Source organism: Microbacterium sp. ProA8, from assembly GCF_039905635.1.
Taxonomy (GTDB): Bacteria; Actinomycetota; Actinomycetes; order Actinomycetales; family Microbacteriaceae; genus Microbacterium; species Microbacterium chionoecetis.
This window is the reverse complement of sequence record NZ_CP157000.1, coordinates 1,797,988-1,811,657: the sequence shown is the minus strand read 5'-3', so window position 1 is coordinate 1,811,657 and position 13,670 is coordinate 1,797,988. Positions and strand designations below refer to the sequence as shown.

Below are 13,670 nucleotides of genomic sequence, written 5' to 3'. Positions count from 1 at the left end.
AAACGTACCGGCTAGGCTCGATCGGGTGGAAGCCCTTCGACCCCGCGATTCCCGACTCACCCCCCGTCTCGCGCTCGTCGCGGCCGCTCTGCTCGTCGCCTTCGCGATGCTGTTCGTGCCGGCATCCCCCGCCCACGCGCACGACGAATTGCTGGGCAGCGACCCGGCCGCGAACGCCACGATCGACGCACTTCCCGGCCAGCTCACGCTCACGTTCAGCGCCGAGATCGCCGACGACGACGGCGCCTCGGTCGTGCAGGTGACGGATGCCGCGGGCACGGCGCTCGCCGTCGGCACGCCGACCGTCCGCGACAACCTGGTCACCCAGGCACTGTCGGGCGAGGCAGCAGGTGCCATCAAGGTGCTGTGGAAGGTGGTCTCGAGCGACGGCCACCCCATCTCGGGCGAGTTCTCGTTCACGGTCACCGGAGCCCCCACGCCCACGGCAACCGCCACCGAGACCACCGCGCCCACCCCGAGCGCCACCGCTGAGCCCAGCGAGACGGCGACGCCCACCCCGACGGTGACCGGTGAGCCCGCCGCGTCGGACGGGTCGAGCGCGCTGCCGTGGGTCATCGCCGGCCTGCTGGCCCTCGCGCTGATCGGCGCCGTCGTCTACCTGCTGGTGTCGCGTTCGCGGCGTGAGAAGGCCCTCGCGGACGGGGCGCAGGGCACCGCCGGCGGCCCCTCGCAGCCCGGCTCCCCGCCCTCAGCCGACCACTAGGCTGGAAGCATGCCTCACTACGACGTCGCCATCCTCGGCGCGGGGCCCGGCGGGTACGTCGCGGCCGTCCGTGCTTCTCAGCTCGGCCTCAAGGTCGCGATCATCGAAGAGAAGTACTGGGGCGGTGTCTGCCTCAACGTCGGCTGCATCCCCTCGAAGGCACTGCTCAAGAACGCCGACCTCGCGCACCAGTTCCACCACAAGGCCGATCTCTTCGGCATCTCGGGTGACGTGCACTTCGACTTCGGGGTCGCGTGGGATCGCAGCCGCAAGGTGGCCGACACCCACGTCAAGGGCATCCATTACCTGATGAAGAAGAACAAGGTCGACGAGTACGAGGGACGCGGTTCGTTCACCGGCCCGAACGCGATCCGCGTGACCAAGGCCGACGGCTCCACCGAGGACGTCACCTTCGACAACGCCATCATCTCGACCGGCTCGAAGGTCCGCCTGCTGCCGGGTGTGCAGATCGGCGGCAACATCGTCACGTACGAGGAGCAGATCCTCGCCCGCGACCTGCCGAAGTCGATCGTCATCGTCGGTGCCGGCGCCATCGGCATGGAGTTCGCCTTCGTCATGGTGAACTACGGCGTCAAGGTCACCATCATCGAGTTCCTCGACCGCGCCCTGCCCAACGAGGACGCCGACGTCTCCAAGGAGATCGCGCGCCAGTACAAGGGCTACGGCGTCGACATCCTGACGTCGACCAAGGTCGAGACCGTGAACGACCAGGGCGACAAGGTCACCGTGACCTACACCGCCAAGGACGGCTCCACCGGCTCGATCGACGCCGACAAGGTCATGATGTCGATCGGCTTCGCCGCCAACGTCGAGGGCTTCGGACTCGAGACCACCGGCGTGAAGCTGACCGACCGCGGCGCCATCGACATCGACGACCACATGCGCACCAACGTGCCGCACATCTACGCCATCGGCGACGTCACCGCCAAGCTGCAGCTGGCCCACGTGGCCGAGGCCCAGGGCGTCGTGGCCGCCGAGACGATCGGCAAGGCCGAGACGATGACCCTCGGCGACTACCGCATGATGCCGCGCGCGACGTTCTGCTCGCCGCAGGTGGCCTCGTTCGGCCTCACCGAGCAGCAGGCGCGGGACGCCGGCTACGACGTCAAGGTCGCGAAGTTCCCGTTCTCGGCGAACGGCAAGGCGAACGGCCTCGGCGAGCCCATCGGCTTCGTCAAGCTCATCGCGGACGGCGAGCACCTCGAGCTGCTCGGCGGTCACCTCATCGGCCCGGACGTCTCGGAGCTGCTGCCCGAGCTCACGCTCGCGCAGAAGTGGGACCTCACCGCCCTCGAGGCCGCGCGCAACGTCCACACGCACCCGACGCTGTCGGAGGCCGTGCAGGAGGCCTTCCACGGCCTCGCCGGTCACATGATCAACCTCTGATCACCGCAAGACGTCGAACGCCCCGGACCTTTTCGAAGGTCCGGGGCGTTTCGTCTCGTCGCTGGCGCTCCTCGCTCAACGACCGGGAGCCCCGTTCCGTCGCGCGCGAGCGAGACGAAACGCGTCTTCAACGGTCGTTGGGCGAGCGAAGCGAGACGAAACGCCTCTCCACCGGTCGTTGAGCGAGCGAAGCGAGACGAAACGCGTCTTCAACGGTCGTTGAGCGAGCGAAGCGAGACGAAACGCGCGACGACTCCTCAGGCGCCGAGCGTGCGGGCGAGCTTGGAATCGGATGCCGCTTCCCGGCCGCCGACGGCGTGCACGGCTTCTTCGGCAGCGGCGAAGAGCACGGCGCGGTCGTCCGCCGAGGCGGGGGCTGCCGGTCCGAGCTCGAACTCCCATTCGCGCCAGGTGCGCTCCACACCGGCGCGCTCGTCGATCGCCCGGACGCGGTCGTCGACGAACTCCGCAACGACGCCCCCCTCGGCGTCCTGCAGGGCGTAGGCGGTGCGCTGGTTGCGGATCCGCGCGATGGGGCTCAGCGACGCGGCCGTCGCTGCCGCCGGGAGGGCGTCGGCGACAGCATCCGGAATCCGCTCGTCCGTGCCGAGGGGCCAGTGCAGCTCGACACGACCGCCGCCGGCCGCCCGCGGACCCTTGATGTGCCAGCCCTCGTCAGGGCCGCCGGTACGTCGGCGCACCGCATAGCCGGCGTGCCCGAGGGCGAGGTCGTCGCTGTCCAGGTACACGGCGTCCAGCGCGCGCTGCTCGGCCGCGCCGACGGACGACACCCCCGGCAGTCCCGACCAGTCGGGCAGCGGGGTGTCGTCGTCGACGTCGAACTTCAGCTCGACCTCGAGAGAGCGGGTCGGGCCGGTGGGATCGGCGGGGTGCTGGTCAGCGGCGCTCACGTGCGGTGTCGCTGTAGGGATCGATGTCGTCCTCGGCTTCGATGAACCAGAACTCGGCCTCGGTGGGCCCATCGCCGTCGCCCGTGTTCTCGGGCGCGCCCTTGCGTTCGTAGACGACCTGCGTCTCGCTGTAGGGGACGATCAGGCGGTCGAGGTCGGGGTCTTCGAGCGGGAGGAGCTGCCCGTCGAGCGGGCCTCCGTGCAGTCGTGCGATGGCCATGGGCCCCAGCGTAGCCCCGGTGCCGCGCACCGACCCGCACCTTGCGGATCGAAACGAGACATGTCAGGCGACGGCGGCTCGGTGCGTCGGCGGGTGGCGGTGCACCTACGCGGTTCCGGTCCGTGCAGAGGCATCCGTGCAAGCGCTTCCAGCTTGTGCCCCTAGAATCGCGAGCGTGAAGGCCATCCGAACGTTCACGGTCCGCCCTGTGCTGGCCGAACCCCTCGCCCCGCTCGATCGCCTCGCCTCGAACTGGCGCTGGTCGTGGAGCCGCGCGACCCACGCGCTCTTCGCGTCGATGGATCCCGCCCTGTGGGAGGAGATCGGCGCCAACCCCGCCCGGATGCTGGGTGCCCTGGGCCAGACGCGCCTGGACGAGCTCGCCCGCGACGACGAATTCGTCGCCCGCGTTCGCGACGAAGATGAGCGCCTCACCGCATACCTCGGCGGCGACCGCTGGTTCCAGCGGCTCGAGGGCGACAAGCCGGTGCACATCGCCTACTTCTCCCCCGAGTTCGGCGTCGACGGCTCGCTGCCGCAGTACTCCGGCGGCCTCGGCATCCTGGCCGGCGACCACCTCAAGAGCGCGTCCGACCTGGGCGTTCCGCTCACCGGCGTCGGCCTCTTCTACCGCGCCGGGTACTTCCGCCAGTCGATCGGCGACGACGGCTGGCAGCGCGAGGCCTATCCCCTGCTCGATCCGTACGGCCTCGGACTGACGCTGCTCCGCGACCGCGCGGGCGCGCCGGTCGAGATCGCGCTCGACCTGCCGGGCGACCGTCGCCTGCATGCGCGCGTCTGGGTTGCCGACATCGGCCGCGTGCCCCTGCTCCTGCTCGACTCCGAGACGCCGTCGAACACCGACGAGATGCGCCGCGTCACCGATCGTCTGTACGGCGGCGGCGGCGAGCACCGCCTGCTGCAGGAGCTGCTGCTCGGCGTCGGCGGCGTGCGGGCGGTGCGGGCCTTCTCGGACCTCACCGGCCGTCCCAGTCCGGACGTCTACCACACGAACGAGGGCCACGCCGGATTCCAGGGTCTGGAGCGGATGTCGGAGCTCATCATGCACGACGGCCTCGACTTCGACGAGGCCCTGGCGCAGGTGCGAGCGGGCACGGTCTTCACGACCCACACTCCCGTGCCGGCCGGCATCGACCGCTTCTCTCGCGAGCTCATCGCGGACTTCCTCACGAGCGGGCTCTTCCAGGGTCTGGACGCCGGCCGCGCGATCGCGCTCGGCCTCGAGACGTGGGACGGCGGCGACCAGGGGGTCTTCAACATGGCCGTCCTCGGCCTGCACCTCGGACAGCACGCCAACGGCGTCTCGGTGCTGCACGGCGAGGTGAGCCGCGGCATGTTCGGCATGCTGTGGCCCGGCGTCGACACCGCCGAGGTGCCCATCACGTCGATCACCAACGGCGTCCACGCTCCGACCTGGGTGCACCCTGCGCTCAAGGCCGTGAGCGAGCGGGCGTGGGGCGACGCGCACACCGACACGCACGACTGGACCGACCGTGCGGCCGTGACGGATGCCGAGCTCTGGGGCGTGCGTCAGCAGATGAAGGGCGGGCTCGTCGCGGAGGCGCGGCGGCGGGTCGCGGCATCCATCGGCAACGGGCACACGCCATCGTGGGTCGAGGATCTGCTCGACCCCGAGGTGCTCACGATCGGCTTCGCGCGACGCGTGCCGACGTACAAGCGGCTCACGCTGATGCTGCGCGATCCCGAGCGGCTCACACGACTGCTGACCGATCCCGAGCGCCCCGTGCAGATCGTCATCGGCGGCAAGTCGCACCCGGCCGACGACTCGGGCAAGATCCTCATCCAGCAGCTCGTGCGGTTCAGCCGCGATCCGAAGGTGCGCGGACGGATCGTCTTCCTGCCCGACTACGACATCACCCTCGCGAAAGACCTGTACCCCGGCTGCGACGTCTGGCTCAACAATCCCCTGCGCCCGCTCGAGGCGTGCGGCACGAGCGGCATGAAGGCCGCGCTCAACGGCGCGCTCAACCTGTCGATCCTCGACGGGTGGTGGGACGAGTGGTACGACGGCGAGAACGGCTGGGCCATACCCACCGCCGACACCGCGGCGAACGATGAAGAGCGCGACGATGCAGAGGCGGCCGCCCTGTACGACCTGATCGAGCACCAGCTCGTGCCGAAGTTCTACGAGCGGGAGGGCGGCATCCCCACCGCGTGGCTCAGCATGGTGCGCCACACCATGACCGAGCTCGGCAAGAAGGCTACGAGCGACCGCATGGTGCAGGACTATGTCCGGCGACTGTACGTGCCGGCTGCCGCTCACGACGTGGCGCTGCGCGCCGACGGGTTCGCCCAGGCGCGCCAGGTCGCCGCGTTCGTCGGGCGCGTCCGGAGCGCCTGGGGCCGCATCTCGATCGCGAGCGTCGACAGCTCGGGCATCCCGGCGCAGGCGCAGGCCGGCGATGCGCTCGAGGTCCGCGCCGACGTCCGCCTCGACGGGCTCTCGCCCGACGACGTCGCCGTCGAGCTGCTGTACGGCCGCACCGACGAGGACGACGCGCTCGCAGGCGAGCACTCCGTGCACCGCCTCTCCCCCGCCGACGGCGTCGACGGGGTGCGCACCTTCACCGGCACGCTGCCGCTCACGGTGACGGGCACCTTCGGGTACACCGTCCGCGTGCGACCGACGCACCCGCAGCTGGTGTCGCCGGTCGAGCTCGGGCTCGTCACCTACGCCTCGTAAGACACGGATCACGGATGCCTCGGCCTCCGGTCGTTGAGCGAGCGAGGAACGAGCGAGACGAAACGCCCGCACACGCCCCCGGTCGTTGAGCGAGCGAGGAACGAGCGAGACGAAACGCCCGCACACGGCGCACACGCGAGGTCCGAGGCGTTTCGTCTCGGTCGCTGGCGCTCCCTCGCTCAACGACCGAAGCTCTTCCCCGGTCGTTGAGCGAGCGAGGAACGAGCGAGACGAAACGCCCGCACCCGGCGCACACGCGATGTCCGACGCGTTTCGTCTCGGTCGCTGGCGCTCCTCGCTCAACGACCGGGGGCTTCGGTCGTTGAGCGAACGAAGCGAGTCGAAAGGCTCGCGCCCGGTGAAACGGGCCATCCTGCATTAAATCGTTCCAATAATCTCGCCCGAATCCTTGACCCGACCCGCGCATCGGGGTTACCGTCGCTGCGGAAAACGTATTCCCTACGTTTGCAACGACGCACGGCTCGCACCCCACGCGGCCACCGACTCGGGAGAGCGATTCGACGATGAACCTCCGCAACACCTGCATCCGCGCAGTCACGGCCGGCGCCGCGGCCTGCGCGCTCAGCCTGGGGTTGGCGCAACCGGCGCTGGCCGAAGAGGTCCCACCCGCCGGGGCCCAGCTCGAAGCGCTCGATCGCGGCCTGGTCGCGGTGTCGACCGGCGAAGGCGTGTTCCTCAGCTGGCGCCTCCTCGCGACCGAGGCGGGACCGTCGACCGAGAGCGGTGTCAGCGGCCCGTCGTTCGCGGTGTTCCGCGACGGTGAGCGCATCGCCACGGTCGACGACAGCACGAACTATGCCGATCCGGCCGGGTCTGCGGCATCCGTCTACACGGTCGCCCCGGCATGGCACGACGTGACCGGCGAGCAGTCCGCACCGGTGTCGGTGTGGGGCGACGGGTTCTACGACCTGCCGCTGCAGAAGCCCGCCGACGGCGTCGCGCCGAAGAGTGTGGCGTTTCCTGCCGGCGAGCCGTACACCTACTCCGCGAACGACGCTGCGGTGGCCGACGTCGACGGCGACGGCGCGTACGAGTTCGTCGTGAAGTGGGATCCGTCGAACTCGAAGGACGTGTCGCAGAAGGGCTACACCGGTCCGGTGTACGTCGACACGTACGAGCTCGACGGCACGCTGCTCAACCGCATCGATCTGGGTGTCAACATCCGCGCAGGCGCGCACTACACGCAGTTCATGGTCTACGACTTCGACGGCGACGGCCGGTCCGAGACGATGCTCAAGACGGCACCGGGCACGACCTCCACCCGCTACAACGCCGACGGCACGGCGCAGGCGCCGGTGAACATCACCATGCTCGCCGAAGACCTCGCTGCCGGGTACAAGCACACCGACGACTACCGCATGAGCGCCGCGGACTACCGCGCGCACCTCATCGAGGTCTTCGAAGGCTGGTCGGAGCACCCGGAGGTCGTCGCCGGCAACTGGCCCGCGACGCTCGAGGAGGCGTTCGGCATCCCGATCGCGCACGAGTACCCGCTCTCGGAGGCGTCGGCCACCGAGCTCGTGGACTACTTCATCACCACCTACGCTCCGTCGCGGAGCGCCCGCAACGACCTCACGAACTTCGAGGGCTTCATCGTCGACGGGCCGGAGTACCTCACGGTGTTCGATTCGGCGACGGGCGAAGAGCTCGAGACGGTCCGCTACGAGCCGGGTCGCGACGACGACGGCCTGCTGTGGGGCGACTACGCGATGGCCCGCATCGAGCCGGGCAACCGCGTCGACCGCTTCCTCGCCGGCGTGGCCTATCTCGACGGCACGCACCCGTCGGCGGTCTTCGCCCGCGGCTACTACACGCGCTCGACGATCGCGGCGTACGACTGGGACGGCGAGCACCTCAGCACCCGCTGGTTCGTCGACAGCGGCCACGTGCCGATGACCAACCCGTTCAACGACGGCCCTCACGGCCGTGACGGCACCGACCCCGAGTTCGGCACCATCACGACGCAGGGCTTCCACTCCCTGAGCGCTGCCGACGTCGACGGCGACGGCAAGCACGAGATCGTCTACGGCGCGGCCACGATCGACGACGACGGCGGACTGCTGTACAGCTCGTTCGACGAGCTGCCCGCCGGCAGCGCCGCCCCCGGCGAGACCGTGCGCCTCGGCCACGGCGATGCGATGCACGTCACCGACATCGACCCCAACCGTCCCGGCCTCGAGATCTGGACCGCGCACGAGGGCGGAACGTTCGCTCCCTACGGGTCGGCGATGAGGGATGCCGCCACCGGCGAGGTGCTGTTCGGCGCGTACTCGGGCCGCGATACGGGACGCAGCATGATCGGCGACGTCCGTGCCGACGTGCCCGGGATCGAGGTCTGGGCGAGCATGCCGGGCGGCACCGAGGCCTCGGGACTGCTGAGCGCGTCGGGAGGAATCCTCGGCTCGGCGATTCCGGGCACGAACCAGTCGATCCGCTGGGCCGCCGACCTCACGACGCAGATCGTCAACGGCAGCGGCGACCAGAACGTCATGATCGACGACTGGACGCGCGGCCGGCTGCTGACCGCCGACGGCACCCGCACGAACAACGGCACGAAGGGCAACCCCTCGCTCGTCGCCGACGTGCTGGGCGACTGGCGTGAGGAGCTGCTCGTGCGCACCGCCGACTCGAGCGCGCTGCGCATCTTCACGAGCAGCGAGGTGACGGCGCACAAGCTGCCGACGCTGATGCACGACGTGCAGTACCGTGCCGAGGTCGCCCGCCAAAACACCACCTACAACCAGCCGTCGTACACGAGCTACTACCTCGCCAGCGACATGGACTTCGCGAACGTGCCGGTTCGCACGACCGCGGCGACCCCGCACGAGCCGAAGTTCGTGAACCCGAGCGGTTCGGCATCCGACCATGTGGTGGTCGCGCCCGACCCGTCGTTCGACTACTACGTCAACGGCGTGAAGGCCGAGAAGCCGCTCGTCAAGGTGCCCGCCGGTTCGGACGTCCGTGTGACGGCGGTGCCGAAGGCCGGCTTCGCGGTCGCCGCCGGTGCGGTGTCGACCTGGACGCACGCGTTCAGCGCCGACGACTGACACAAGGGCGAACGGATGCCCCGGCCCGGCGCACTGCGCCGGGCCGGGGCATCCGTCTTCCCACCTCCCCCGATCGTTGAGCGAGCGAAGCGAGACGAAACGCCCCACACCCGGCGCACGCGGGGGGCTCGGCGCGTTTCGTCTCGGTCGCTGGCGCTCCCTCGCTCAACGACCGCGGGTCGAGGGACCGGTCGTTGAGCGAGCGAAGCGAGACGAAACGCGACGGCGGGTCGTCAATTGTCGGTGCGTCGCAGGCGCTCGCGCTTGCTCCAGCCCAATACCGCGTCGATGCCGCCCTCGATGAACGCTTCGCGCTTCGCGTGGCTCCAGCCCTGAATCCGCTTCTCCCAGGCGAACGCCTCCGCGATGCCGTCGAAATCCGCAGACCAGACGAGCTCCACGGGGAGTCGTCTCCGCGTGTACGCGGAACCGCATCCGGCGTTGTGCTGCTCGATCCTCCGAGAGAGGTCGATCGTGCTGCCGACGTAGTACGTCCCGTCGACGCACCGGAGCACGTATGCGAATGCCATGCGAGCATGCTCTCGCCGGATCTGTCCGACGAGACGCCGACCGACCGAGTCGGTGGAGTGCCGCCGGATTGCCTCACCTGTGGAGGACACTCCGAAGACTGTCCTCCCGGTCGTTGAGCGAGCGAGGAACGAGCGAGACGAAACGCCTGCACCCGGCCGCTGTGCATCGTCTCGGCGCGTTTCGACTCGGTCGCTGGCGCTCCCTCGCTCAACGACCGCGGGTCGAGGAACCGGTCGTTGAGCGAGCGAGGAACGAGCGAGACGAAACGCCTGCACCCGGCGCACCACGTCGGCTCGGCGTATTTCGACTCGGTCGCTGGCGCTCCCTCGCTCAACGACCGTGGGTCGAGGGACCGGTCGTTGAGCGAGCGAGGAACGAGCGAGACGAAACGTCCCGCACCCGGCGCACCACGTCGGCTCGACGCGTTTCGTCTCGGTCGCTGGCGCTCCCTCGCTCAACGACCGCGGGTTGAAGGAACGGTCGTTGAGCGAGCGAGGAACGAGCGAGACGAAACGCCTGCACCCGGCGCACCACGTCGGCTCGGCGCGTTTCGACTCGGTCGCTGGCGCTCCCTCGCTCAACGACCGCGGGTCGAGGGACCGGTCGTTGAGCGAGCGAAGCGAGACGAAACGCCCCGCACCCGGCGCACCACGTCGGCTCGGCGCGTTTCGACTCGGTCGCTGGCGCTCCCTCGCTCAACGACCGCGGGGTGAAGGAACGGTCGTTGAGCGAGCGAGGAACGAGCGAGACGAAACGCCTGCACCCGGCGCACCGCGTCGGCTCGGCGCCTTTCGACTCGGTCGCTGGCGCTCACTCGCCCAACGACCGCGGGTAGAGGGACCGGGACTTCGGTCGAGCGAGCGAAGCGCGACGAAACGTCCTGCGCCGCGCACGTAGGCTGGTGCGGTGAAGCCGTTCGTCCTCCTTGCGACCCGGGCCGAGGACGGGCCGGCCGACGAGGAGTACGCGCTCTTCCTGCGGTACACCGGTCTCTCGCCCGACGAGCTCGTGCGGGTGCGACTCGAGGCGGAGCCGATGCCGCGCTTCGACCTCGACGACCTGTCGGGGATCTTCGTGGGTGGCGGGCCGTTCAACGCGTCGGATCCGCTCGAGAAGAAGTCGGCGGCTCAGCGACGCGTCGAGGCCGAGTTCGCGACGCTGCTCGACGAGGTCGTGGCACGCGACTTCCCGTTCCTCGGCGCCTGCTACGGCATCGGCACGCTCGGCGCCCACCAGGGTGCGGTGATCGACCGCCGCCACGGCGAGCCGATCAGCGTGGTGCCCGTGACGACGACGGCGGCCGGGGAATCCGATCCCCTGCTCGAAGGGATACCGGAGACTTTCGAGGCGTTCGTCGGACACAAGGAGGCGATCTCGCAGCTGCCGGCGTCAGCGACGCTGCTGGCCTCTTCGCCCGGATGCCCGGTGCAGATGTTCCGGGTCGGCGAGAACGTCTACGCGACGCAGTTCCACCCCGAGCTCGACGTCGAGGGCATCACGACGCGCATCCACGCGTACGCCGGCCACGGCTATTTCGCCGCCGACGAGCTCGAGCTCACCCTCGCCGCGGTGCGGCGGGCGGCGGTCTCGCACCCGAGCCGCATGCTGCGGACGTTCGTCACGCGCTACGCCCGCTGAGCCCAGCCCTACGCAGGGCGCCTCGGCGGTGGTACGCTCCGGGCACCGGCTGCCTCCGCCGCCGGAAACCGAGGTGTGTCATGGGTTCGAAGAAACTGCTCCTCGCGGGTGCCGCGATCGCCGTCGTGGCTGCGGCCGCGATCGTCGTGCCGAGCGTCGCGGCGGGCGCACCGCTTCCGCAGGTCTTCCCGGTATCCACCGAGGTCGCACCCGACGACGGACCCGGCAACGGGCGCGGGAACGCGTTCGGGCACGACAAGGACTCCCCCGACTTCCCCGGCAACAAGGGGGACGAGGGCGAAGGGAACGGCCGGGGCAACGGCAACGCGTTCGGGCACGACAAGGACTCCCCCGACTTCCCGGGCAACCGCGACGCGAAGGACGAGAAGCACGCCGACGGACCCGGGAACAATGGCCGCGGCAACGCCTTCGGGCACGACAAGGACTCCCCCGACTTCCCCGGCAACAACGGCGGGCGGGACGAGGGCGAGTAGCACCGCGAAGGACGGGCGCCGCGTCTGGGGCGACGGCTCTCAGCCGGTCGGCGCCACCACGACTCGAGACACGGATGCCTCGCCCGCCGGTTCGGCGGACGCCAGGGCCGCGCCGAGCCCGATGTCGACGAGCACGATGTCTCCCGCGTACTCGGGCCCGCGTCCACCCACGAGTCCGGCTTTCACAGCGCCGAACGTGACGGTGACGGATGCCGGGAGCACGGCGTCGTCCGCGGCGCCGGTGTCGGGGTGCAGGCCGCTCGGGATGTCGACGGCCACGACCCGCGGCATCCGCCCGCCGCTGCGCGCGATGGAGAGCAGCGCCGTCACCGCCTCCCGCGCGGTGCCGCGGAGCGCCGGTTCGCGCGAGGCTCCGATGCCCAGGATGCCGTCGACGACGAGGGTGTAGTGGCGCCCCACGTCGGCGATCTCGGTGACATCCACCCGACGCACGCCCGCACCGACGGCAGCCGCCAGAGCCGCCTCGTGGAAGCGGTCGGAGACGAGCAGCGCATCGACGTCGGCAACGTCGGTCACCTGGGCGGCGGCGTAGAGGGCGTCGCCGCCGTTGTCGCCGCTGCCGACGAGGATCAGCACGCGGGGGCGTGGATCGCCGGGGTCGTCCGAGGCCACGGGTTCCAGCGCGCCGGTCATCGTCGGGTCGATGTGCGGCGTCGCCAGCTCATCGCGGACGACAGCCGCGAGGGCGGCAGCGGCGCGCTGCATGAGCGGCACCCCTTCCTCGAGCAGTGGGCGTTCGGCAGCGCGGATCTGCTCCGCGGTATAGATCGGCACGCGCGCGCTCACGAGGGCTCCTTTCCGGCCGTTCCCTCGTTCGCCTTCGAGCGGGCGGCCTTCTCGTCGGCCTTCTGCCGCGCGGCGCGTTCCTTCTCGGCGTCGGCGCGAGCGTGCTCGAGCTCTTCGGTGGCGACGCGCACGGCATCCTCCGCCTGCCGCACCCGCCGCAGCACGAACGTCGGCGAGCCGAACCGCTCGCGCACGCGATCGACATGCTCGCGCTCGCTGACGATGATCCAGGTCGACGCCAGCATGATCACCTGGGCCGACAGGTTGAGCCACAACAGCAGCGCGATGAGGCTGGCGAACGTGGCGAGCAGGGGGTTCGACCCTGCCCCCGAGACGAAGAGCCCCGACAGCTGCTGCAGGACGATGAGTCCGACCGCGCCGAGGAGAGCGCCGGTCCACAGGGTGCGGGCACGCGCCCGCACGCCGCTCAGCGTGACGAAAGCGAGCGCGACGAGCGCCATGTCGAGCAGGAACACGACGATGATCGACACGCTGCGGGTCGCGAAGGTCGCGAAGGCGTCCTGTGTGATGCCCGCCCAGTCGAGCACCGCACCGACGAACGAGGTGCCTACGAACGTCGCGCCCGCCGAGAGCACGAAACCGCCGCCGATGGCGATGGCGAGCAACAGGTTGCGCAGCAGCACCCAGACAAAGAAGACGTCGTCGTGCACCCTGTCGGCGAGGGTCCGCAGGGCGACCCGGAGCGATCCGATCGCGCCGATCGCCGCTCCGACCAGGGCGACGAGGGCGATGATCCCCGCGACGGTCAACCCTGCCGGTGCCTCGATGGCAGAGACGTCGACGAGCCCGCCCTCGCCGACGAGGCCCGGAATCGCAGCATCCACCGCCTCCACCAGCGACTGCCATGCCGCGGGGTTGTCGCGGAGCCAGATCGCCGCGAACGAGAAGCCGAGGAGGACACCGGCGAACACCGAGAACAGCGAGCGGTAGGTGATGCTGTCCGACAGCATGGGACCGCGGCGTTCGGCGTAGTGCAGCCACATCCGCACCAGTCGCAGTGACAGGGCCCAGGCCGTCAGCCTCGCGATCAGGTCCGCCATGGCGCCACCCTATCGAGTGCGATTCGGGGTGAGGCGCAGGGTTGACGTGCGGCACATAGTATGTCGAGTGGGGATTGGGGAATT

At 70.0% G+C, this 13,670-nt stretch carries 11 protein-coding genes; 6 read left to right on the top strand and 5 right to left on the bottom strand.

Annotation, left to right across the window (positions count from 1 at the left end):
- The first annotated feature begins 25 nt into the window (after positions 1–25).
- Together ABG085_RS07785 and lpdA are read left to right on the top strand one after the other, a co-directional pair.
- Positions 26–724: a copper resistance protein CopC gene (locus ABG085_RS07785; RefSeq protein ID WP_347978826.1), complete on the top strand. Its 699-nt coding sequence runs from the start codon at positions 26–28 to the stop codon at positions 722–724.
- A gap of 9 nt (positions 725–733) precedes the next feature.
- The gene (gene lpdA / locus ABG085_RS07780) at positions 734–2,131 is read left to right on the top strand and encodes a dihydrolipoyl dehydrogenase (RefSeq protein ID WP_347978825.1); all 1,398 of its coding nucleotides are present in this window, start codon (positions 734–736) and stop codon (positions 2,129–2,131) included.
- A 257-nt stretch (positions 2,132–2,388) separates the two neighbouring features.
- On the opposite strand, the gene ABG085_RS07775 is transcribed toward lpdA, so the two are convergent.
- Complete coding sequence (locus ABG085_RS07775; RefSeq protein WP_347978824.1) at positions 2,389–3,042, bottom strand: CYTH domain-containing protein; 654 nt, start codon at positions 3,040–3,042, stop codon at positions 2,389–2,391.
- Positions 3,029–3,262: a response regulator gene (locus ABG085_RS07770; RefSeq protein ID WP_347978823.1), complete on the bottom strand. Its 234-nt coding sequence runs from the start codon at positions 3,260–3,262 to the stop codon at positions 3,029–3,031. Before ABG085_RS07770 ends, ABG085_RS07775 begins: the two co-directional genes overlap by 14 nt.
- Positions 3,263–3,437: 175 nt before the next feature.
- Here ABG085_RS07770 and glgP point away from each other — a divergent pair, with 175 nt between their 5' ends.
- Together glgP and ABG085_RS07760 are read left to right on the top strand one after the other, a co-directional pair.
- The gene (gene glgP, locus ABG085_RS07765; protein WP_347978822.1) at positions 3,438–5,987 is read left to right on the top strand and encodes an alpha-glucan family phosphorylase; all 2,550 of its coding nucleotides are present in this window, start codon (positions 3,438–3,440) and stop codon (positions 5,985–5,987) included.
- A 524-nt stretch (positions 5,988–6,511) separates the two neighbouring features.
- Positions 6,512–9,055: a rhamnogalacturonan lyase gene (locus ABG085_RS07760; RefSeq protein ID WP_347978821.1), complete on the top strand. Its 2,544-nt coding sequence runs from the start codon at positions 6,512–6,514 to the stop codon at positions 9,053–9,055.
- Positions 9,056–9,288: 233 nt separating this feature from the next.
- Here ABG085_RS07760 and ABG085_RS07755 read toward each other — a convergent pair whose 3' ends face one another.
- The gene (locus ABG085_RS07755; RefSeq protein WP_347978820.1) at positions 9,289–9,585 is read right to left on the bottom strand and encodes a GIY-YIG nuclease family protein; all 297 of its coding nucleotides are present in this window, start codon (positions 9,583–9,585) and stop codon (positions 9,289–9,291) included.
- A 907-nt stretch (positions 9,586–10,492) separates the two neighbouring features.
- Between ABG085_RS07755 and ABG085_RS07750 the strand changes: the two genes are divergently transcribed.
- Together ABG085_RS07750 and ABG085_RS07745 are read left to right on the top strand one after the other, a co-directional pair.
- Positions 10,493–11,224 (top strand): glutamine amidotransferase, encoded by a 732-nt coding sequence (locus ABG085_RS07750; RefSeq protein ID WP_347978819.1) that lies wholly within the window; start codon positions 10,493–10,495, stop codon positions 11,222–11,224.
- 80 nt (positions 11,225–11,304) lie between these two features.
- On the top strand, positions 11,305–11,718 hold the full coding sequence (locus ABG085_RS07745; RefSeq protein ID WP_347978818.1) for a hypothetical protein: 414 nt from the start codon (positions 11,305–11,307) through the stop codon (positions 11,716–11,718).
- A gap of 39 nt (positions 11,719–11,757) precedes the next feature.
- On the opposite strand, the gene ABG085_RS07740 is transcribed toward ABG085_RS07745, so the two are convergent.
- A complete protein-coding gene (locus ABG085_RS07740) occupies positions 11,758–12,525 on the bottom strand; it encodes an NAD(P)H-hydrate epimerase (RefSeq protein WP_347978817.1) in 768 nt (255 codons plus the stop codon).
- Positions 12,522–13,586 (bottom strand): YihY/virulence factor BrkB family protein, encoded by a 1,065-nt coding sequence (locus ABG085_RS07735; protein ID WP_347978816.1) that lies wholly within the window; start codon positions 13,584–13,586, stop codon positions 12,522–12,524. The genes ABG085_RS07740 and ABG085_RS07735 overlap by 4 nt, the downstream gene beginning before the upstream one ends.
- Positions 13,587–13,670: the final 84 nt, after the last annotated feature.

What these genes read in the sequence shown, in the direction of transcription:
- ABG085_RS07770 (WP_347978823.1), bottom strand. Translation starts at nt 3,262, where the DNA reads ATGGCCATCGCACGACTGCACGGAGGCCCGCTCGACGGGCAGCTCCTC.
- ABG085_RS07735 (WP_347978816.1), bottom strand. Translation starts at nt 13,586, where the DNA reads ATGGCGGACCTGATCGCGAGGCTGACGGCCTGGGCCCTGTCACTGCGA.
- ABG085_RS07760 (WP_347978821.1), top strand. Translation starts at nt 6,512, where the DNA reads ATGAACCTCCGCAACACCTGCATCCGCGCAGTCACGGCCGGCGCCGCG.
- ABG085_RS07745 (WP_347978818.1), top strand. Translation starts at nt 11,305, where the DNA reads ATGGGTTCGAAGAAACTGCTCCTCGCGGGTGCCGCGATCGCCGTCGTG.
- ABG085_RS07755 (WP_347978820.1), bottom strand. Translation starts at nt 9,585, where the DNA reads ATGGCATTCGCATACGTGCTCCGGTGCGTCGACGGGACGTACTACGTC.
- lpdA (WP_347978825.1), top strand. Translation starts at nt 734, where the DNA reads ATGCCTCACTACGACGTCGCCATCCTCGGCGCGGGGCCCGGCGGGTAC.